Source organism: Pelagimonas sp. KU-00592-HH (assembly GCF_040369695.1).
Classification (GTDB): domain Bacteria; phylum Pseudomonadota; class Alphaproteobacteria; order Rhodobacterales; family Rhodobacteraceae; genus Shimia.
Genome location: NZ_BAABWM010000002.1, coordinates 224,387 through 243,943 on the forward strand (window position 1 = coordinate 224,387; position 19,557 = coordinate 243,943).

A 19,557-nucleotide genomic window follows, 5' to 3' on the forward strand; every position below is an offset into this window, starting at 1 on the left:
AAAGACAAATCTTGTCCCTGAGTCAAAATCACTCAGAACTCGATGTTGAGATTGATCGCACCGACCACTTGGCCATCCGACTGCCCGACAAACTCCTTGCCCAGCCAGGTCACGCCATAAAACACGGAATGCTTCTCGCCTTGCCAGTGGACTCCGGCCCTTACACGGTCGCGGGTATCGGTCAGGGTATAGCCGCGGGATTCCGGCAAATAGACACTGTCGAACACCTTCGCCATGTCCGCACCAATCACGAAGCTCGTGCCCGGATCGGAATGACGTAGCGCCCGATAGCGGTGCCCGGTCACGCTGTCGCGCACCATCATGTCGCCAAGCCCAACCGATCCAAAGGTCAGATCGAACCCGACCCGTGCATAGCTCTCGGCCCCGGCCTGCATCTCGACAAAGGGGCGCACCCGGCCCGCGCCGAACTCGACCAGGCGACCGTATTCCAGAGACACCTGCGGGCGGAAACTGTTGCCGATCTGGTTGCCCAGCACCGCCGCCGAGGGCGACACCATGCCCAGCGCATCGTGAATGGAAGACTGGAAATCATCCAGATGGGTCTGCGGCCCGATCACCACGAGGTCGGCACCGGCGCGGAACTCGTTCGACCCGCGCTGGAAATGCGTATGCGCGCCAAAGGTCAGCGCCCCGGCATAGGGGCGATCAGTCGGTGACACCGTGGTCAGGTTCGACGGCTGGATGATCTCGCCCGACACCCGCAACTCCAGCAGGTCGCCAAATCCCTGCGGCAGTTCATGTTGCCACTCCGGACCCCAGACAAAACTCGCCACATATGACCCGGTCCGCCAACGGTCTTCGCCGTCCCCGATCAAGTCATTCACGAAAAGACGACCCACGCCCAGATATCCGCGTTCTGCGGTATCCTGCGCAACTGCCGGCGACGCACCAAGCGCCACCGCCATAATGAAGGAGGCGATCCGACCCACTGTTCCTGCCCTTTTTTCTGCTCGTTTTTCCAAGGCTTACCCCTCACACGGCCACGCCGCCAGAAAGGATCACCCGGAAAAGGGGATTTGTTGATGTTCTTTGCCTGTTAAGACTTCTTTAACCCCGAATTATGGCAAAACCTAGAAATTTGCGCAGCACGGCAGGAAGGTACGATGTCTTTCACCTCAACGCGCGCGATTTCAGCGCAACCGGAACCTCTGTCGAAGCCCAAGACCGAGGAAGAAGAGGAACACAAACCCAAGAACCGTCTGCCCCCCTGCAACGGCGTGAATAGCTGTCCCCGCTTCCTCAAATGCTTCCGCAAAATGAAGCCTTTGGAGGCCTAAAAACTTAAAGGTGTTGGAAAAGCTCATTCCCAATCCGGCGGGCACCCAATGAAACGCCTCTAGGCAATTGTAGCTTCCTTCCAAGGTCTGAAGATACGCCGTGAATACTCCGCTAGGGGCAACAACTGTAGTGAGAAGCAACTTTAACGGCTTCTCAATCGATCTACCGTAATCTGAAACCAATCCAAACAATCGATAGGGAACTCTCTGCCAGTAGCTTCCAATTTTTCCAGCAAAGTGCATCTCTCGACGAAAGAAGAAATGCTCGTCCTCCGGCAGCCCTTGCTTGGAAACAACATGCCGAATTTTCCCACAAATCTCTTTAGCTTCACTTGGGTCTTGAGAGCTCTCGTATGGCCAACAGTTTTCATCGGCAGAGAACAACGTTAGGTCATTCATTACAGTGCCAATTAGGATAGGATAAGACCTCTCAAACACTGCACCTCTAAAACTCGTTGGGTACTGAAAGAAGGCGTTAGAGAAATCTACTCTGACCTCCTTCACCTTCTCTATTTCTTCGGGGCTTTCACTCGCCTTTCCATGTGAGAAAGTCGCATTGCTAAAAAACACTGAATCTTCGAACCGGCTTGAACCAAAATCGGCGTCCCCCAAAAAGCTGACCTTATTGAACCACGCCGTTTTGCTGAACTGAGCCGAAATGAACTGAGCGTACAAATGAAATTCAGCTCCATCAAAGTGAGCCATTCCATTGAATTTTGCTCTAATGAACTGACCAAATAAATTAAATTTACAGTTCCAAAAAATTGCGGTGCCTTGAAATTCTGAATCGCCAAAAGACGCATCCATATTGAACACCGAATTTCGGCAATCTACTTTTTCCGCGAACGAACAACTGTCCATCCGGGTGAGGCCATCAATAGTGCAGTCCGAGACCCTCAAGCCCCTTTCAAAGGTGCCATGCGTCAGCTCGAAATTCTCTTTCATCCGACAACGGTTAAATAAAACTTCTCCGCGAAAGTAACTGAACTGCCCAGATACATCGTTCTTGAACCACGCATCCTCAACTATCAAAGCGGAACGAAACTCGCTTGATTGAAGCCCAAGTCGACCGGGAAATGCGAAACCATTCAGACATACGATTTTCGGAAATTCGGTTTTCGACAGACTGATACCCGAGCGAGGCCTAAATGAAATCAGCTTAGCTACCTCTGAAGGTAAGCGTTCTCTAATTGCCTTGTGCCACAACTTTTTCAACCATCGATCATCTTCGTCTGCTGCGCAGAGCTCCGCGACTTCTATCCGACACGTTTTGGCAGCTGCGTTTTTTTCTACGTCAGACAAGTGCTTCCCGACCCAAGCATTCCAAGCTCTGCGGTTCGCTTCATGCAGCCCCCGATCAAAGAAATCCGTTTGCTCCCCATACAACGTCATCAACACGTACCAGGGGTTCTCGTTTGCGGGCTTCAAATCCGTCATCGCCGTCTCGTCATCTGAAATCTTGGCCTTTACTCTACCCATCGTTGCGCTGCGTGCAATTCACCCAATCCATTTCCCCAATTCCCAAACGCCCGCCGATCCCCTATATCCGCGCGCATGACCAGCAATCCGCCAGATCTTCGCCCCGACCTCGCCAATGCCCGCATTGCACAGGAAACCGCCCGTCCCGGCCAGCCGACCATCGGCATGGTTTCGCTGGGCTGTCCCAAGGCGCTGGTCGACAGCGAGCGCATCCTGACCCGCCTGCGGGCCGAGGGCTATGGCATCTCGCCCGACTATTCCGGTGCCGATGCGGTTATCGTGAACACCTGCGGTTTTCTCGACAGCGCCAAGGCCGAAAGCCTCGAGGCGATTGGCGAGGCGATCCAGGAGAACGGCAAGGTCATCGTCACCGGCTGTCTCGGGGCCGAGCCGGAATATATCACCGGTGCCCATCCCAAGGTTCTCGCCGTGACCGGCCCGCACCAGTACGAACAGGTGCTGGATGCGGTGCATGGCGCGGTGCCGCCCGACCCTGATCCCTTTGTCGATCTGCTGCCCGCCACCGGCGTCTCGCTTACGCCGCGCCACTTCAGCTATCTGAAGATCTCCGAGGGCTGCAACCACGCCTGCAAGTTCTGCATCATCCCAGACATGCGCGGCAAACTCGCCTCGCGTCCCGTCCACGCCATCCTGCGCGAGGCCGAGAAGCTGGTCGACAACGGCGTGCGCGAACTCCTGGTGATCAGCCAGGACACCTCGGCCTACGGACTTGACCGCAAGTATTCCAGCCACCCGTGGAAAGACCGCGAAGTGCGCAGCCACATCACCGACCTCGCCCGCGAATTGGGCCAGCTTGGCACGCCCAGGGACCTCTGGGTGCGCCTGCACTATGTCTATCCCTACCCGCATGTCCGCGATCTGATCCCGCTGATGGCAGATCCCGACACCGCGCTGCTGCCCTATCTCGACATCCCGTTCCAGCACAGCCACCCGGACACGCTCAAACGCATGGCCCGCCCGGCCGCCGGTGCCAAGACGCTGGACGAAATCGCCAAGTGGCGCGAGACCTGCCCCGACATCACCCTGCGTTCGACCTTTATCGTCGGCTATCCGGGCGAGACCGAGGCCGAGTTCCAGCACCTGCTTGACTGGATGGACGAAGCCCAACTGGATCGCGTGGGCTGTTTCAAATACGAAAACGTCGACGGCGCGCGTTCGAACGCCCTGCCGGATCACGTGGCCGAAGAGGTCAAACAGGAGCGCTGGGAGCGTTTCATGGAAAAGGCGCAGGCGATTTCCGAGGCCAAGCTTCAGGCCAAGGTCGGCCAGACCATGGACGTGATCGTCGATGACATCGATGAAGACGGCATCGCCACCTGCCGCACCAAGGCCGATGCTCCGGAGATCGACGGCAACCTGTTCATCGACGAGGGCACGGATGGCCTCAGCGTCGGCGACATCGTCACGGTCGAGGTGGACGAAGCCGGGGAATACGATCTCTGGGGCGCCCTGCGCCGCTAACGTCAGAGGCAACGCCCCGCGTGTCGGCCCGACACGCCAAGCCCGACCTCCCCCACGGGAGGGCTTGTTGCAACCTCACGCCAAACAATCCAGGCCGCGTGCTTTGAACCGCCGCGACCGACACAGAGCGCCTCATCGCCCAACCGAGGTCGGGCTTGCCGCATCGTGCCTATTAGAGGACACTCTTGCCACTCTGCGACAAGCAACCCGCCATCCTTTGCCCTGCCCGGCAAAGCCGGGCCGCGCCGACCCGCCCCCATGGGGCGGCGCGATGCGCCACCCCGCGGGTCTTTGCGGCCCTCTGGCCTAACACCCTCTTGACCTCCCCCGCCCCCGCACCAGATGGTCGGGCAGATCACAACGGACCCGCCCATGCCCCCCCAAACCCGCGTTCTCTACAACTCTGAGTGCCCGATCTGCGATGCCGAAATCTGCCACTATGCGCGCTATACCGAAAAGCGTGACCTGCCGGTGCGCTATGACGCGCTGAACTCGGATGCGAGAGAGAGCTGGGGCATTGATCCCGACACCGCCGCCCGGCGTCTGCACGTGCTGCACGATGGCCAGCTTTATGACGGCATTCCGGCCTTCCGCATCCTCTGGGCGCAGATGCCGCGCTATCGCTGGCTGGCGTGGCTGACCGGCCTGCCCCTGCTGCGCCCGCTCGCCACCCTCACCTATGACCACGTGCTGGCCCCGTGGCTCTATCGCCGCCACCTCAAGCGCATGTCCCGCGGCTGATCCAGCGCTGGCCGGTTTTCCCACCGCTCCCCTTGACCGACCGCAAAACCATGCCACCCTCTTCCTGACAGCCAACCGTTCAGGAGAGCCAGCCATGACCGACACCCCCAACATTTCCCAACGCGCCCCCTTCCCCGTCGAGGTTCAGGAGGGCAAATCCTATTTCTGGTGTGCCTGCGGCATGTCCAAGCGCCAGCCCTTCTGCGACGGCAGCCACAAGGGGACCTCTTTCGAGCCTGTCAAATTCACCGCCGAAGCCGACAAGAAGGTGTTCTTCTGCGGCTGCAAGCATTCCGGAAAAGGCGCGTTGTGTGACGGAACCCATTCGCGGATGGATTAACCTTTCGGTCATCAAATCGGCGAGGATTCACGGAAAATTAGCGGAGTCCGCGCAGGCGCACCTCCGCGATACCGCTGGAATACCGACGCAATACCGACGTGCTAAATCAGCCCCCAGATCACCACGATCCAGGCCACCCCGACCGCCAGCGCCGCCACGGCGACACCGGCGCTGCCCGCGTCCTTGGCCTGTTTCGCGAGGGGGTGCTGGTCTTCGGAAATATAATCTACGGCCCGTTCGATCGCCGTGTTGATCAGCTCTGCCGCCAGCACCAGAACGCCCAGCGACAGGATCAGCGCCCGCTCGGAAACCTCCAGTGGCAGATAGAGGGCCAAACCACCCGACACCAGGTTGGCCCAGACCCAACTGCGAAACGAATGCTCGTTGCGCCAGGCATCCCGCCATCCGGCAAGACTCCAGACAACGCGCCACTTCAGACGTTTCAGAAAATACAGCATGGCCCCTCCGTGTTCGCAGTCTGAACCGGAAAAGCCATGCAATCAATAGAGGTTAGCCGGATCAACCTTCGGCAAGACGCCCCAGGAGATCCTTGTTCAGGCAATAATCCGGCGCTTCTTCGGCGCTGGCGTGTTCCGCCTGCCAACCCTTGCACTCGCCCACGCTACGGCAATGGGTGCAGGTCATCACCGCACCGCGGTACTGGCGCGCCAACTCCGGGTTGTCGGCCAGCTTCTCACTCCAGTCGACGCCCACTTTCTGGGACATCTTGCCCATCAGGTCGGAATGGTCGTCGATTTTCTTGAACAGGTTCATCCTGCGTCCTCCTTCAGGCCCTGCGGGCTTCGTCTTTCAATGAATGAAACAGTTGTGCGTGTACGCAGCACTCGGGCGCCGCCTCAGCATGTCCGCCCTGCTGCCCCAACCAATGCTCGCAGGCCGCCACATGATGGCACTGCCGGCACCGCGTCACGAGATCGGCATAGCCCTTCTGCGACAGACGCCCGTCCGCCATTGCTTCGCTCAGGGACAGACCAAGCACCCGTGCCATGCTGCGGGTCATCCAGAAATGCCGTGCCGGATCGCCTAGCGGTTGGATCTTGCTCATTGCTCCAACTCCTCCAAAGCAGATTTGAGCGCCATGAAACGGTTTTGGTTCACACAGGCTTTCGGCGCCTTGGGCACCGACGTGCGTTCATGGAGGTTGAGCCAGCGTTTACAGCCCTTGGTCCAGTCACAGCCACGGCATTCCAGAACCATCTCGGCCCAGTCTTCCTGGCTGAGCTCGGCCTTTTCCATCGCGGCTACAAGATCGGTATCGGTGGCCTTGGCCATTCGCTGGGCCAGCCAGAAATGTGAATTGGTTTCTCCAAGGGGTTTCAAGCGCTTACCTCCTTCAGATCGGCCAGAAGATTGGCATTGCAGCAATAAACCGGCGGCGCATCGGCGCGCGCTTCGTCACGGTTCAGCCAGTGGGCGCAATCTTCGGGATTGGAACAGTTGGTGCAACGCATCACCATCTCGGCGATGTCATCAAAGGCCAGACGCCCGGACAGTGCGGCGTCTTCCAGATCGATACCCAAACGCGTCGCGGTCCGATCAACAAGATCGGCATGTCGCTTGAGGTCGGCACGGTCCGGCATGGGGTCCTCCACAGGTTGCACAAGGAGAACCCTATCACGGGGTTTGATTTGCCCCTTTGACTTGCGTCAACCCAAAGGACAAAGCGGGTTGACCTGCATCAACCGGCGCGTTCTTCCAGATAGGCACGGACACAGTCCTGCACGCGCCGAAACCGGTCTCCGCCCAGTTTCACGCCGCCATACCAGCGGGTCACGACCACGATGTGATCTTTCAGGCCCTCGCGTTCCAGCATACGCAGAATCACCATACCCGCCCCGCTTTCGCCGTCATCGCCCTTGAGAGGTGTGCCATCCGACAGCAGCACCGCCCAGGTGTTATGCGTGGCCTTGGCGAACTTGCGCTCCTTCTTGAGCACCTTCAAAAAGGCATCGACCTCCTTGCGATCTGCAACCGGGCCTCCGGACACCGCGTATTTCGATCCCCGGTCGGAGACGACATTGGTGATCTGCAACATGGTCGTCAAAGTGATTTGGCGGTCTCGCGCACGGTCTTAATACGCTCCTGATTGGGCGGGTGAGAGCCAAGGAAACGATCACCGGGATCTGGGATACGGTTGAAATACTCGGCCCCTTTCACGGGATCATAGCCTGCCTTGTGCGTAATCACTGTGCCCAGACGATCCGCTTCCAGTTCGTACTTTTTCGAATAGCTGCGTCCACCGACAGAGGCCCCGATATCAACTGCGGCATCCACACCGCTGGACCCGGCACCGGCAAGGGTTGCCAGGACACCGACAATCACAGCGCCGGCAATCGCATTGCTGGTCGATTGCTGGATATGGCCCTCGATATGGTGCGCCGCCTCATGGCCCATCACGAAGGCCAGTTCATCGTCGTTCTTGGCATTGGAAATCAGCGCCGCCGTGAAGGTGATATGCGGCCGCCCTGACTTGTAGCTCTGAAAGGCGTTCGGTGGGGCGTTGCGATCCTTGTGGACAGAGATGGCAAAGTCGCAGTTCGTTCCCTTGGTCAGCGCCTTGCATTCCCGTTCCGCAATCGGCTCCAGCCGCCGCTTGATCGGCGCAAGACGCGCCGTGGCCTGTTCAACCGACAGGCGGGACACAACCTGTTCGGGCTTAGGCTTGGATGTCGGCTCGGGGTCGGTCGTCGTGGTGCAGGCACCTGCAACAACAAGCGAAGTCACTGCCATCAGGGGAAAAAAACGCATGGTTACTCCGGCGGAACAAAATATCGCGGGAACTTTAATCTCTCTGCCCGAACTCTGCCACCCCGCAAAACGCCCCCTGGCAAAATTCCTTCGAAGCCCCTTGCCTTGTCCTCTGCATGGTCTAGGCTGAAGACATGTTTAGCATCGAGCACGAATTCGACGCCACGGTTGTCACACTCATCGACGAGGGGTCTGCCCCCCTGTCAGAGGATGTCACGATCAACCTTTTCGAGGATTGCATCACGGTCGAGCAATACGACCCGCGCACTGACAGGGTCGAGAAGATCACCCTGTCCATTCACCAGGCCGAGGAACTGGCGGCGGCCCTGGATCTTCCCGAAGGTGTGTACAAGCTGCAGAAACCCGGATCAGACTAGACCCGGATCACGCCTCCAGCCGAAACACCTTGTCCCGCGAGGTCTGTCCCCGCACAAGTGTGAGGCGCGTCTTTGCCACGCCCAACGCCTTGGCCAGCAGCTTCTGCACAGCGGCATTCGCCTTGCCACCTTCGGGGACCGTGGTGACATAGACCCGGACCTGCCCGCCCTCGACCTTGACCATGTTGCGCGAGGCCTTGGGCGTGACCCGCACGGCAATTTCCGCGCCAGGTACGGCTAGGGTTTCAAGGTCATCGGGCATCCGGCTTTTCCTGCGTTGGAGATGTGTCGACCCTAGTTCAGGCCGGACGGTTTCGGAAGGCTCTCGCAATTTCTTTCGCCTTCGGCGAGAGTATTTTTGGTGCATTGAAGAGCGGGGAGGCAACAGGCATGACAACTGGTTTTTTCTGGGACGAGCGGTGTTTCTGGCATTCGGGCGGGAACTATGCCCTCACCCTGCCGGTGGGCGACTTCGTACAGCCTCTGGCTGCGGGTGGGTTGCCGGAAAGCCCCGAGACCAAGCCCGCCTGAAAAACCTGCTGGATGTGAGCGGGCTGGCGCAGGAGCTGGACATGCGTTCTGCGCCGGAAGCCAGCTACGACGATCTCGCGCGGGTGCATCCGGCCGACTATCTGGAGCGGTTCAGGGCCATGTCGGATGCTGGCGGCGGCGAATTGGGTCTGCGCACGCCCTTTGGCAAAGGCGGCTACGAGGCCGCGGCCCTGTCGGCAGGATTGTCGAAACAGGCGGTTTTCTCGGTTCTGCAGGGTGAGTTGAGCAACGCCTATGCGCTTTCCCGTCCGCCCGGCCACCATTGCCTGCCGGACTGGCCGAACGGGTTTTGCCTTCTGGCCAATATTGCGATCGCCATCGAGGCTGCGAAAGCAGAAGGCCTCGCACATCGCGTGGCCGTGATCGATTGGGACGTCCACCACGGCAATGGCACCGAAGCGATATTTTATGAGCGCGAAGATGTGCTGACGATCTCGCTGCATCAGGCCCGCAACTATCCGCTGGATACCGGTGACATCGAAGATCGCGGGCGCGGGGCCGGGCTTGGCGCCAACATCAATATCCCCCTGCCCCCCGGTGCCGGTCACACCGCCTATATCCGCGCGATGGACCAGATCGTCCTGCCCGCGCTTGCGGCCCATAAGCCCGACCTGATCATCGTGGCCTGCGGCTATGACGCCGCCGCCTTTGATCCGCTCTCGCGTATGCTGGCCACGGCCGAGACTTTCCTCATCATGACAAGGCAGGTGCTGGACGCCGCGAAACAGCTTTGCAAGGGGCGGCTGGTTCTGGTGCACGAGGGCGGGTATTCAGAGGCCTACGTGCCCTTTTGCGGCCATGCCGTGATGGAGGAACTGTCGGGGTCAGACATCCATGTCCCCGACCCGATGGCCGAAACCCTGAATACCCGCCAGCCCGACGCCCGCTTTGATGCCTTCGTCGACGCCCAGATCGCGGAAATGGCGGAATTCTTTGCCAATCCCCCTGCAGGCGGTTGAAAACCGGGGCGATACCAACGACATCTGGCTCAATTCTTGAAGGAACAGGACCAAGATAATGCCGACCCCGAACCCGCAGGCGCTCGAATTTCTGCTGAGCCGCCGCTCCCGCCCTGCCAAGACCCTGACCACCCCGGTGCCCGACCGCGACGCGCTGGAACCGATCCTGCGCGCCGCCCTGCGCAGCCCCGATCACGGCAAGCTCGAGCCGTGGCGGCTGGTGGTGCTCGAAGTCGCGGCCCTGCAACGGTTCGGCGAGATCGCGGGCCAGCGCGGTGCCGCGCTTGGGCTGGACGAGGAAAAGATCGCCAAGGGGCGCAACCAGTTCGACACCGGCAACCTCGCTGTGGCGGTGATCGAAAGCCCGGTCATCGCCGAGAAGGTGCCGGAAATCGAACAGACCTATTCGGCCGGTGCGGTCTGCCTGCAACTGCTGAACGCCGCGCTCGCCGCCGGATGGGGCGCGAACTGGCTGTCCGGCTGGCCCTCGCATGATCGCGGATTCCTCGAAGAGGCACTGCACCTTGCCCCCCACGAACGCCTTGCCGGCTTCATCCACATCGGCACCGAAAAAGCCGCGCCCCCGGAACGCCCGCGCCCGGATATGGAGGCCAAGGTGACATGGCTCTCCAAGTAATCCTGTCGTCCTTTTCCTCGGCCCTCGGACAGGTCGGGGATACGCGCTTTCGCCGTGTTCTGTTCAAGGGGCTTGGCCTGACCATCGCCCTTTTGGTCGGGGCAACCTTCCTGCTGCAATGGTTCCTTGGCTACCTTGTTGGCGATACCGTCACCCTGCCCTTCTTTGGCGAAGTCGGCTGGATCGACGATGCGCTCGGCTGGTCGGTGCTTCTGGTCGCGCCGATTGCCTCGGTGTTCCTGATGGTTCCCGTGGCCTCGGCCTTTACCTCGATGTTCCTGGATGAGGTCGCCGACGCGGTCGAGGATCGCCACTATGGCCACCTGCCCCCTGCCAAGGCCATTGCGATGTCCGAGGCCGTGAAGGACACGCTGTCCTTCCTCGGTGTTCTGATCGCGGCAAACCTCGTGGCGCTGGTGCTCTACCTGTTCCTGTCGCCGCTTGCCCCCTTCATCTTCTGGGGGCTGAACGGCTTTCTTCTGGGGCGGGAATATTTCCAACTGGCCGCGATGCGCCGCCTCGGGCGTGAGGGGGCCAAGCAACTGCGCCGCCGCCACATGGCAACGATCTGGATTGCCGGCACGCTGATGGCGATCCCCCTGACGGTACCGCTCCTGAACCTGATCATCCCGATCCTGGGGGCGGCCACCTTCACACATCTGTTCCACCGACTGGAACAGCGCGGATAGAACAAGAAAGGGCGGCTCTCGGGCCGCCCTTTGCGAAACTGGTGCAATCAGGGCTGTCTACTTTGTAGGTGCGACGCCATGCCAAAACGAAGGACAAGAAGTTACCTTCGGGATTTGCCTGTGAAGAGGTGACGGCTGTACGGAACCAAGTGCGCATTGACAAAACCTTCTCACTGCCAACTATCACGTAATTGGACCTTAAAGGATTTTCCGGTGCCTAGAGCCCCAATCGCAATTGTCGTTTCCCGGTTTGTGGGCATGTCTTGCGCGCTGGCAATATCCTGTGGCTTTCTGCTTGGCGGTTCAGTCGGGGCAGATACATCCGATCCAGTCGAACTGTTTGATGAGGCGTTTCAAGCGAACGCAAATTTCGAAAATCATAGACTAGAGGAAATCGTCTCTAGCCGACCGGAACTGCTACTCGAACGAAACGCAAACGGCCAGACTTTGGTAGATTTTGCTTTTTTCTATCTAAATGACGACTTGGTTAGCCAGACCAACCTCATTTTCCTTAAGCACCTGTTCAAAAACGATTTCTATGGTCAGAGCATCGACCGATCAGAGCACTTTTCCTTAGCTGTGAAAGCGCTGCGCGGAGCCGATGGCCAAATTGGCCGTATTGATCTGCCGGACGACATGATTGTCCATGATGCACGCGAACCCTTCATAGCGCTTCTGTCTGACACGATTTCCGACAGGCTTCAGCAAGCCCCCCTGACGAGCGAAGACAGCCTACAGCTAGTTCTGGATATTTGCGATCCAAAGGCTTTTCACTTGGGGCAAGAGGCTTTCTTTGGCAAGCAACTCACTCAAGCCATCGCAAGCACTTTGGTGCCACAACATAAGAACTTTGTCGAAGTATACGCTCAGAGTGGAACACTGAACGTAAGCTGCGTTGAAGCATTGTCGAACTAACGTCTTGCGCTCAAAGCGGCCATCGCGCCTGGAGTGTTCAAGGGAATGACCGCAAAACGAGCCCCCCGGATCCCCCCCTATACGTCCGGATCACTCGCTCTCGCTGATCGGTGGCAGGCGGTTCATCCAGTCGAAATCGCGCACCGTGATGATTTCCGCGGTGATGATCCAGTACAGGATCACCCACATCACCGCCGCCGCGAGTGTGGTGATCTTCGCTTTGGTCTTGAGGTAATGGTTCTCCGGCGCCCCGGCCTGCGTGCCCGGTGTCACCTCGCCAAGGTCGCCTTGTGTCTCGAGACGGATCGGGATCACGATGAGAAAGGTCATGAACCACAAGACCGCGTACAGCACGAGGGCAGAGGTGATCGACATGGGCGCGCTCCTGTTCTGGTCGCCTTTAAATGAAACACGGGCAGGAGACGATCCCGCCCGCGTGCGACTGCCAATCTAGATCAGACCTGTTCCAGTTCAACCAGGCAGCCGTTGAAATCCTTCGGGTGCAGGAACAGAACCGGCTTGCCGTGGGCACCGATTTTCGGCTCACCCGAGCCAAGCACGCGGGCACCGGTTTCCTTCAGGTGATCGCGCGCCGCGATGATGTCTTCCACCTCATAGCAGACGTGGTGAATGCCACCGGCCGGATTCTTTTCGAGAAAACCGTTGATGGGGCTGTTTTCGCCCAGCGGATAAAGCAGCTCGATCTTGGTGTTGGGCAGTTCGATGAACACCACGGTCACACCGTGATCGGGTTCGTCCTGCGGGTCGCCAACCTTGGCACCCAGCGCGTTGCGATACTGTGCCGAGGCCGCTTCGAGGTCGGGTACGGCGATGGCGACGTGGTTCAGACGTCCGATCATGTCGAGTTTCCTTTCGGTTTCTTAAGCCTGCCGCCCTTATGGGCAAGCGCGCTGTGGGTTGCAAGGGACAGGCCGTCGCGTCACGCTTAACTGTTTGTTAGCCAACTCTGCCTAGCGTCATGTGCATCTGCCATTCTTCCCAAGGAGCCTGCCATGGACGAGTTCGCCACCCTTGCCACGCATCGGATACCGACGGCACAGCGCCCGTTGCTGGGGCTCACCGTGCTTGTCGTAGAGGACAGCCGCTTTGCCTGTGATGCCCTGCGCCTTTTGTGCCTGCGCTCCGGTGCCCGCATCCGGCGCGCGGATTGCATCGCCTCGGCCCGCCGTCATCTTCAGATCTACCTGCCGTCGGTGGCCATCGTCGACATGGGCCTGCCCGATGGCTCCGGTGCCACGCTGATCGAAGAACTCTCCCAGCAGACACCCCGCATCGAAGTGGTGCTGGGCATGTCCGGCGATCCCTTTGCCGAAGATGCGGCCATTGCCGCTGGTGCCGACGGGTTTCTTGCCAAACCGCTCAACAGCCTCGCCGCGTTTCAGGATGCCGTCCTGTCGCGCCTGCCACAAGACCGCCGCCCCTGCGGGCCGCGACCTATCGCCGATGATCCGGTCGTGCCCGATCCCGCGGCCTATCGCGATGATCTCTGCCATGCCGCCGACACGCTTGAGAACAACAACCCCGATGACGTGATCGACTATGTCGCGCAGTTCCTTGCCGGTCTCGCCCTCTCGGCACAGGATCAGCCGCTCCACCGCGCCGCCGAAATCGTCTCGAAGGGGCGTGCCAAAGGAACTGTGTTGAACGCTGATATCTCGCGGCTCACCCAGCTGGTTCAGGATCGCATCGAACGCCAGCCTGCCATCTGACGTCAAAGCGCCGGATCGCGCCCCACCCGCACCAATCGCGTCAGGTCACTCAGGCTTTCACGCTGTTGCCCATCAGAGCCAAAATTCGACGGCGACAACCAGACATCATAGGCCGCCTTCAGGGCCGGCCACTCGGTATCAATCGCTGCGAACCATGCGGTGTCGCGATTGCGCCCCTTGACCACCAGATGCTGGCGGAACACACCCTCATAACTCAGACCCAACCGCTGCGCCGCCCGCCGCGAGGGCGTGTTCAGCGCATCACACTTCCATTCATACCGCCGATAGCCATTCTCGAAGGCCCATTGCATCATCAGAACCATCGCCTCGGTCGCCGCGCGTGTGCCCTGCAACTGTGGTGAGAGATTGATATGCCCGACCTCGATGGAACCGGCATCGGGGTGAATGCGCAGATAGCTTGCCACCCCGCCCCAGGCCCGCGCGTCCTTGTCATAGATCGCATAGAACAGGGGATCGCCTGCCCCCGTGATGCCCTTCATCCACCGATGATAGGCCGCCGCCGAGTGAAATGGACCGTAAGGCATGTAATCCCAGACCGCATCCTGCCCCTCGTAAGCCCGAAACAGCAGCGCCGCATGGGCTTCGGCCTGCAATGGCTCCAGCTGCGTATACTGCCCCTCAAGCACCACACCCTTGGGCGGCGCGGGGGGCGTCCAGTTTTCTACCTTTGGTCCAAGCGGTCTTGGCTCAGTCATGCGCGGGTCTCCCTCGTCGCATGACATTTGCACAAAGGCCCAGCCGCTGCCAAGCCTTTGAGCTTACAACATCATATGCGGGTTATTCCCCATATCGAGACCGGGAAAGATCACCCCTTCCAGCCGCGACTTGGAAATCCCAAAGCTGCCGCGCATCGCCCAGGCTGCCCAGGCCCGCACATCGCCTGTCGGCATCAGGTCCCGCCGATCATAAAGCGCGGCCTCTTCCAGCCCCGGCCACTGGCCATAGACCTTGCCGCCGCGAATGGCGCCGCCTGACAGAACCATCAACCCGCCGGTCCCGTGATCAGTACCCTTGGTGCCGTTTTCCCGCACGGTCCTGCCAAACTCGGTCATGGCCACAACGGTCGTCTTGCCCCAGACCGACGCCCCGACACCCTTGCGCAGGCGCAACAGTACCTCGGAGAGTTGCTCAAGCGGCCGCTTCAAAGTGATTTCCTGACGGGCATGGGTATCCCACCCGCCCAGCGAAAACGTCGCGATCCGCGCATTACCGCGCAGCTGCTCGGCCGCGAAATCCGCGATGCGATGATGCCCCTTGCCCTTGCGCGAAGCCGCCATGTCATTGCCCATGGCCTCCATCATCTGCGCCTCGCTCTCGGCCACGACCGTATCGCCATCCTGCCCCGCCAGCGTCACCGCCTCGCGCATGACCGCCGCCATGGCCGGATCGTCCTGCATGGTCAGCTCCAGCAACCGCAGCCCCTGTTCGCTCAGTGTCACATCCACATCCGGCGACCAATTCGACACCGGCGCATCGCCACTGGTCAGCAGCATATTCTCCTGCCCGATGGTAAAGGTCGTCTGCGCCTCGACGCCCGGAATGCCCTGCAACATCCGGTTCAGCCAGCCATCCCGCTGCGTGCCAGAGGCAAGCGATACCGTGCCCGCCTCAAGCAAATCCTGCCCGTCAAAGTGGCTGCGCTTGTCGCGATAAGGCTGCGAGACCGCATGCACAAAGGCCAGCTCGCCCTTGTTCCACAGACCCATCAGGGGTTTCATCGCGGGATGCAGCCCGAAATAGCCATCCAGATCAAGGGCAGACGCCTGTTGCCCCGCCAGATTGGGCCGCGCACTGGCAAAGGCCGCATCGCCCCATGGCCGGACCGCATCCAAGCCATCCAAACCGCCCCGAAGGATGATCACAACAAGGCGATTGTCCCAGGGTGTCGCGGCAAAACTCATTGGCGTGATCAGCGGACTGGCGGCTGCGGAACAGCCAATCGCCGCACCGCGCATCAGGAACCCGCGTCGTGTCAACTCATGCGTCATGACTTTCCTCCTCACACCTTCTGGAACGCTGGCGACATCAGCACCAGCGCAACGCCTTCACGGCGGTTCTCGGCGGCCTCGGCCGCGAACACCACGCGCTGCGGCGGGGTCGACCCAAGGGCCGCTGCCACGAATTCACGCGGGTCCGGCATCCTGTCGCCCATCATTTCCGGCAAACCCAGCGCCCATTGCATCCGCGCTGCCATACCCTGCGGCGTGATCCATGCCGCGTCTTCCTCGGCCCAGCCATCCGGCCCCCCAGGACGTTGCCAGCGTTGCCCCATGCGCAACAGCGGCCGAAAGATGTGCCGCCCAACACGGGCAGGTTTCCACGCTTCCGCCCGGCGCACCGGCAGGTCCAGCGCCCGCAATGTCGAACTCACAAAGGTGATCGGGCGCTTGAAATTTCCCGCATCCGCCGCCCAGGCCGAAGGATGACTCAGCAGAACCTTATAGACCGCCGTCAGATCCCCGCCCGTGTCCAGATAGGCCCGCGTCATCAGCGTCACCATGTCGGGATCGGGGGTGTCGGATACGAAATGCACGGCGAGCTTCCAGGCAATATGCTGTGCCGTTGCCGGGTGACGCGCCAGATCGCGCAGGGCGGCATGAATGGCCTCGACGCCCCCATCAGGGCCATAGGTTTTTCCCAACACCTCTTCCGCACCGGGCTCAACCACACCCTCAAGGAAAACCGCGCCTTTCAGCGGCGCCCATTTCAACCCGGTCAGCAACTCTGCCAACTGCCTGACATCGGTCTGGGTATAAGGTCCATCCACGCCCAGTGTGTGCAACTCAAGGATTTCCCGCGCCAGGTTTTCATTCAAACCCCGTGCGCCCCCCTTTTTCTGCGCCCGCCGGCTGTTCGGCCCGATAGAGGCGTTCTGATCCAGATAGTGCAGCATAAGGGGATGCACCGAGGCCGCGATCAGCATATCTTCAAAGCGTGCCCCAACATGCGGGCGAATGGCCTCTTCCACGTAAGGCCCCGTCGCCACGTTGATCACCGCCCCCTTGCCCATCGCCGTGAAATGGTCGGCCCAGAAGGCAACCAGCCGCTCGCGAAAGGCGGTCTGCGTCCGCACCCGCCGCAACATGTCCTGACGCAGCCATTTTAGCGCGTCTCGCCGCGTCTGCTCTTTCAGGTCGCGCAAGGCGGCATCTGCTGCCTCGACATCACCCTCTTCGCGCCCGCGGGTAATGCGGCGCAGCCGGATACGCTCGGCCTCGCGCGGGCCAAAACTTTCAAAGGTCTCAATGGGAAAGCGGTCTGCCATCGCGTCGCGCCCCTTGAGACCGGCCAGCATAACGCCGATGCTTTCTGGCGCGGCAATGCGCGGCGACAGGCCATATCCAAACCGCGTTTCCGCCATGACGGGATCAAACACCGTGAAACTCCCTTGCAAAACCGGCGCGACAATCACCGCACCACGACACTCATACGCAGAATACCCCAGCTTCCGTCGGTTTTTGATGACGAAAAGCGCGGATCGCTCCCCCTCGGCCATTCCCCGCCCACGAAAAAGGCCGCCCCAAGCGGGACGGCCTTTCGTTCAAGCTATGTTTGCAAATCAGTCCTGGGGAATGATGCGCAGACCCAGTTCCATCATCTGATCCGAAGACGGATCGGACGGTGCGTTCATCATCAGGTCTTCGGCGCGCTGGTTCATCGGGAACATCATCACTTCGCGAATGTTCTGCTGATCGGCCAGCAGCATCACGATACGGTCGATACCAGCGGCACAGCCACCGTGCGGCGGCGCGCCATAGTGGAAGGCGTTGAACAGCGCACCAAAGCGGTTCTTCACCTCGTCTTCACCGTATCCGGCCAGTTCAAAGGCCTTCAGCATGATTTCCGGCTTGTGGTTCCGGATCGCACCCGACACCAGTTCGTAACCGTTACAGGCGAGGTCATACTGATAACCCTTCACCGCCAGCGGATCGCCGTTCAGCGCGTCCATGCCACCTTGCGGCATCGAGAACGGGTTGTGTTCAAAGTCGATCTCGCCGGTTTCTTCGTCCGCCTCGAAAATCGGGAAGTCGACGATCCATGCAAAGGCGAAACGGTCTTTCTCGGTCAAGCCAAGTTCGTCACCGATCACGGCGCGGGCACGGCCGGCCACGCCTTCAAAGGCCTTCGGCTTGCCGCCAAGGAAGAAGGCCGCGTCGCCCACGTCCAGACCCAGTTGCTGACGGATGGCTTCGGTCCGTTCGGGGCCGATGTTCTTGGCCAGCGGACCAGCCGCCTCCATACCACCTTCGACCTCGCCGGACTTCAGCTTGGCCTGGGCTTCCTTCACTGAAATACCCAGTTCCTGCGCCACGCCGTCTGCGGTTTTCTCGCGCCAGAAGATATAGCCCATACCCGGCAGACCTTCCTGCTGGGCGAACTTGTTCATGCGGTCACAGAACTTGCGCGAACCGCCTTTCGGTGCGGGAATGGCGCGCACTTCGGTGCCTTCCTGCTCAAGCAGCTTGGCAAAGATCGCAAAACCCGAACCACGGAAGTGCTCCGACACGATCTGCATCTTGATCGGGTTCCGAAGGTCCGGCTTGTCGGTGCCATACCACAGGGCCGCGTCCTTGTAGGAAATCTGCGGCCAGTCCTGATCAACCTTGCGACCACCACCGAACTCTTCGAACACACCTTTCAGAACCGGCTCGATCGTGTCGAACACGTCCTGCTGTTCGACAAAGGACATCTCCATGTCGAGCTGGTAGAAATCGGTCGGCGAACGGTCGGCACGCGGGTCTTCGTCACGGAAGCACGGCGCGATCTGGAAGTACTTGTCAAAGCCCGCAACCATCATCAGCTGCTTGAACTGCTGCGGCGCCTGCGGCAGCGCATAGAACTTGCCCGGATGCAGACGCGACGGCACGAGGAAGTCACGCGCACCTTCGGGGCTGGAGGCGGTGATGATCGGGGTCTGGTATTCGCGGAAACCGGTGTCCCACATGCGCTTGCGCATCGACATCACAACGTCCGAGCGCAGCTTCATGTTGTCCTGCATCGCCTCGCGGCGCAGGTCGAGGAAACGGTACTTCAGACGGGTCTCTTCCGGGTATTCCTGATCGCCGAACACCATCAGCGGCAGTTCGTCGGCCGCGCCAAGGATCTCCAGGTCACGCACGAACACCTCGACCTCGCCGGTCGGGATCTTCGGGTTCACCAGATCTTCGTCACGCGCCTTCACGTTGCCGTCGATGCGGATACACCATTCGCTGCGCACCTTCTCCATCTCGGCAAAAACCGGGCTGTCGGGATCGCACAGAACCTGCGTCACGCCATAGTGGTCGCGCAGGTCGATGAACAGGATGCCGCCGTGGTCACGGACCCGGTGGACCCAGCCCGACAGACGGACGGTTTCGCCGACATTGGATTTGTTCAGTTCGGCGCAGGTGTGGCTGCGAAAGGCGTGCATGGTCGCTCCCTCTGACGGGTCAAATAAATGAAGTCGCGCTGATACACCTCTTCGCGGGCACAAAGTCAAGGGAACCACCCCGCTTTGGGCGATTTTTCGGCGTCAGGTGTCCAGTTAATTTCCCCACACCGTCGCAAGCGGCGATGTTGTCCATGGTT

25 protein-coding genes are annotated in these 19,557 nt (G+C 60.2%); 9 read left to right on the forward strand and 16 right to left on the reverse strand.

Annotation, left to right across the window (positions count from 1 at the left end; translation table 11 throughout):
* Positions 1-32 precede the first annotated feature (32 nt).
* Together ABWV42_RS08275 and ABWV42_RS08280 are read right to left on the reverse strand one after the other, a co-directional pair.
* Complete coding sequence (locus ABWV42_RS08275) at positions 33-950, reverse strand: lipid A-modifier LpxR family protein (protein ID WP_353339702.1); 918 nt, start codon at positions 948-950, stop codon at positions 33-35.
* A gap of 201 nt (positions 951-1,151) precedes the next feature.
* Entirely contained in the window at positions 1,152-2,777 is a 1,626-nt protein-coding gene (locus ABWV42_RS08280; protein WP_353339703.1) for a pentapeptide repeat-containing protein, read from the reverse strand.
* Between the two features lie 75 nt (positions 2,778-2,852).
* Between ABWV42_RS08280 and rimO the strand changes: the two genes are divergently transcribed.
* The 3 genes from rimO (at position 2,853) to ABWV42_RS08295 (ending at position 5,340) form a co-directional block, all read left to right on the forward strand.
* Complete coding sequence (gene rimO, locus ABWV42_RS08285; RefSeq protein WP_353339704.1) at positions 2,853-4,259, forward strand: 30S ribosomal protein S12 methylthiotransferase RimO; 1,407 nt, start codon at positions 2,853-2,855, stop codon at positions 4,257-4,259.
* Between the two features lie 372 nt (positions 4,260-4,631).
* Positions 4,632-5,000 carry a thiol-disulfide oxidoreductase DCC family protein gene (locus ABWV42_RS08290; RefSeq protein ID WP_353339705.1) on the forward strand — a complete coding sequence of 123 codons (369 nt, stop codon included), beginning with the start codon at positions 4,632-4,634 and terminating at the stop codon, positions 4,998-5,000.
* Between the two features lie 94 nt (positions 5,001-5,094).
* The gene (locus ABWV42_RS08295; RefSeq protein ID WP_353339706.1) at positions 5,095-5,340 is read left to right on the forward strand and encodes a CDGSH iron-sulfur domain-containing protein; all 246 of its coding nucleotides are present in this window, start codon (positions 5,095-5,097) and stop codon (positions 5,338-5,340) included.
* A gap of 101 nt (positions 5,341-5,441) precedes the next feature.
* Here the strand turns inward: ABWV42_RS08295 and ABWV42_RS08300 are convergent, their stop codons facing one another.
* From ABWV42_RS08300 to ABWV42_RS08330, 7 genes are all read right to left on the reverse strand, one after another.
* The gene (locus ABWV42_RS08300; RefSeq protein ID WP_353339707.1) at positions 5,442-5,798 is read right to left on the reverse strand and encodes a diacylglycerol kinase; all 357 of its coding nucleotides are present in this window, start codon (positions 5,796-5,798) and stop codon (positions 5,442-5,444) included.
* A 61-nt stretch (positions 5,799-5,859) separates the two neighbouring features.
* Positions 5,860-6,114 (reverse strand): DUF6455 family protein, encoded by a 255-nt coding sequence (locus tag ABWV42_RS08305; protein ID WP_353339708.1) that lies wholly within the window; start codon positions 6,112-6,114, stop codon positions 5,860-5,862.
* A 13-nt stretch (positions 6,115-6,127) separates the two neighbouring features.
* Positions 6,128-6,406 (reverse strand): DUF6455 family protein, encoded by a 279-nt coding sequence (locus tag ABWV42_RS08310; RefSeq protein WP_353339709.1) that lies wholly within the window; start codon positions 6,404-6,406, stop codon positions 6,128-6,130.
* Entirely contained in the window at positions 6,403-6,681 is a 279-nt protein-coding gene (locus ABWV42_RS08315) for a DUF6455 family protein (RefSeq protein ID WP_353339710.1), read from the reverse strand. Before ABWV42_RS08315 ends, ABWV42_RS08310 begins: the two co-directional genes overlap by 4 nt.
* Positions 6,678-6,941, reverse strand: coding sequence for a DUF6455 family protein (locus tag ABWV42_RS08320; protein ID WP_353339711.1), 264 nt, complete (start codon positions 6,939-6,941; stop codon positions 6,678-6,680). Before ABWV42_RS08320 ends, ABWV42_RS08315 begins: the two co-directional genes overlap by 4 nt.
* A gap of 98 nt (positions 6,942-7,039) precedes the next feature.
* A complete protein-coding gene (locus ABWV42_RS08325) occupies positions 7,040-7,396 on the reverse strand; it encodes a YigZ family protein (RefSeq protein ID WP_353339712.1) in 357 nt (118 codons plus the stop codon).
* A gap of 5 nt (positions 7,397-7,401) precedes the next feature.
* Positions 7,402-8,109, reverse strand: coding sequence for a M48 family metallopeptidase (locus ABWV42_RS08330; RefSeq protein ID WP_353339713.1), 708 nt, complete (start codon positions 8,107-8,109; stop codon positions 7,402-7,404).
* Positions 8,110-8,243: 134 nt separating this feature from the next.
* Here ABWV42_RS08330 and ABWV42_RS08335 point away from each other — a divergent pair, with 134 nt between their 5' ends.
* A complete protein-coding gene (locus tag ABWV42_RS08335) occupies positions 8,244-8,486 on the forward strand; it encodes a DUF8831 family protein (protein ID WP_255109563.1) in 243 nt (80 codons plus the stop codon).
* Between the two features lie 7 nt (positions 8,487-8,493).
* On the opposite strand, the gene ABWV42_RS08340 is transcribed toward ABWV42_RS08335, so the two are convergent.
* The gene (locus ABWV42_RS08340) at positions 8,494-8,748 is read right to left on the reverse strand and encodes a DUF167 domain-containing protein (RefSeq protein WP_353339714.1); all 255 of its coding nucleotides are present in this window, start codon (positions 8,746-8,748) and stop codon (positions 8,494-8,496) included.
* Here ABWV42_RS08340 and ABWV42_RS08345 point away from each other — a divergent pair.
* The 4 genes from ABWV42_RS08345 (at position 8,669) to ABWV42_RS08360 (ending at position 12,238) form a co-directional block, all read left to right on the forward strand.
* Complete coding sequence (locus ABWV42_RS08345; RefSeq protein ID WP_502930955.1) at positions 8,669-9,997, forward strand: histone deacetylase-like amidohydrolase; 1,329 nt, start codon at positions 8,669-8,671, stop codon at positions 9,995-9,997. The genes ABWV42_RS08340 and ABWV42_RS08345 overlap by 80 nt on opposite strands.
* Before the next feature lie 58 nt (positions 9,998-10,055).
* Positions 10,056-10,634 (forward strand): nitroreductase family protein, encoded by a 579-nt coding sequence (locus ABWV42_RS08350; protein WP_353339715.1) that lies wholly within the window; start codon positions 10,056-10,058, stop codon positions 10,632-10,634.
* On the forward strand, positions 10,619-11,323 hold the full coding sequence (locus ABWV42_RS08355; RefSeq protein WP_353339716.1) for an EI24 domain-containing protein: 705 nt from the start codon (positions 10,619-10,621) through the stop codon (positions 11,321-11,323). The genes ABWV42_RS08350 and ABWV42_RS08355 overlap by 16 nt, the downstream gene beginning before the upstream one ends.
* Before the next feature lie 213 nt (positions 11,324-11,536).
* Entirely contained in the window at positions 11,537-12,238 is a 702-nt protein-coding gene (locus ABWV42_RS08360; RefSeq protein ID WP_353339717.1) for a hypothetical protein, read from the forward strand.
* A 90-nt stretch (positions 12,239-12,328) separates the two neighbouring features.
* Here the strand turns inward: ABWV42_RS08360 and ABWV42_RS08365 are convergent, their stop codons facing one another.
* Together ABWV42_RS08365 and mce are read right to left on the reverse strand one after the other, a co-directional pair.
* Complete coding sequence (locus ABWV42_RS08365; RefSeq protein WP_353339718.1) at positions 12,329-12,613, reverse strand: DUF1467 family protein; 285 nt, start codon at positions 12,611-12,613, stop codon at positions 12,329-12,331.
* A gap of 80 nt (positions 12,614-12,693) precedes the next feature.
* Positions 12,694-13,098: a methylmalonyl-CoA epimerase gene (gene mce, locus ABWV42_RS08370; protein WP_353339719.1), complete on the reverse strand. Its 405-nt coding sequence runs from the start codon at positions 13,096-13,098 to the stop codon at positions 12,694-12,696.
* Positions 13,099-13,251: 153 nt separating this feature from the next.
* Between mce and ABWV42_RS08375 the strand changes: the two genes are divergently transcribed.
* The gene (locus tag ABWV42_RS08375) at positions 13,252-13,968 is read left to right on the forward strand and encodes a response regulator (protein ID WP_353339720.1); all 717 of its coding nucleotides are present in this window, start codon (positions 13,252-13,254) and stop codon (positions 13,966-13,968) included.
* Between the two features lie 2 nt (positions 13,969-13,970).
* Here ABWV42_RS08375 and ABWV42_RS08380 read toward each other — a convergent pair whose 3' ends face one another.
* The 4 genes from ABWV42_RS08380 to aspS form a co-directional block, all read right to left on the reverse strand.
* Positions 13,971-14,684, reverse strand: coding sequence for a GNAT family N-acetyltransferase (locus ABWV42_RS08380; protein ID WP_353339721.1), 714 nt, complete (start codon positions 14,682-14,684; stop codon positions 13,971-13,973).
* Positions 14,685-14,747: 63 nt separating this feature from the next.
* Entirely contained in the window at positions 14,748-15,977 is a 1,230-nt protein-coding gene (locus ABWV42_RS08385) for a DUF1501 domain-containing protein (protein ID WP_353339722.1), read from the reverse strand.
* 11 nt (positions 15,978-15,988) lie between these two features.
* Positions 15,989-17,365, reverse strand: coding sequence for a DUF1800 domain-containing protein (locus ABWV42_RS08390; protein WP_353339723.1), 1,377 nt, complete (start codon positions 17,363-17,365; stop codon positions 15,989-15,991).
* A gap of 183 nt (positions 17,366-17,548) precedes the next feature.
* Positions 17,549-19,399: an aspartate--tRNA ligase gene (gene aspS / locus ABWV42_RS08395; RefSeq protein ID WP_255109588.1), complete on the reverse strand. Its 1,851-nt coding sequence runs from the start codon at positions 19,397-19,399 to the stop codon at positions 17,549-17,551.
* Positions 19,400-19,557: the final 158 nt, after the last annotated feature.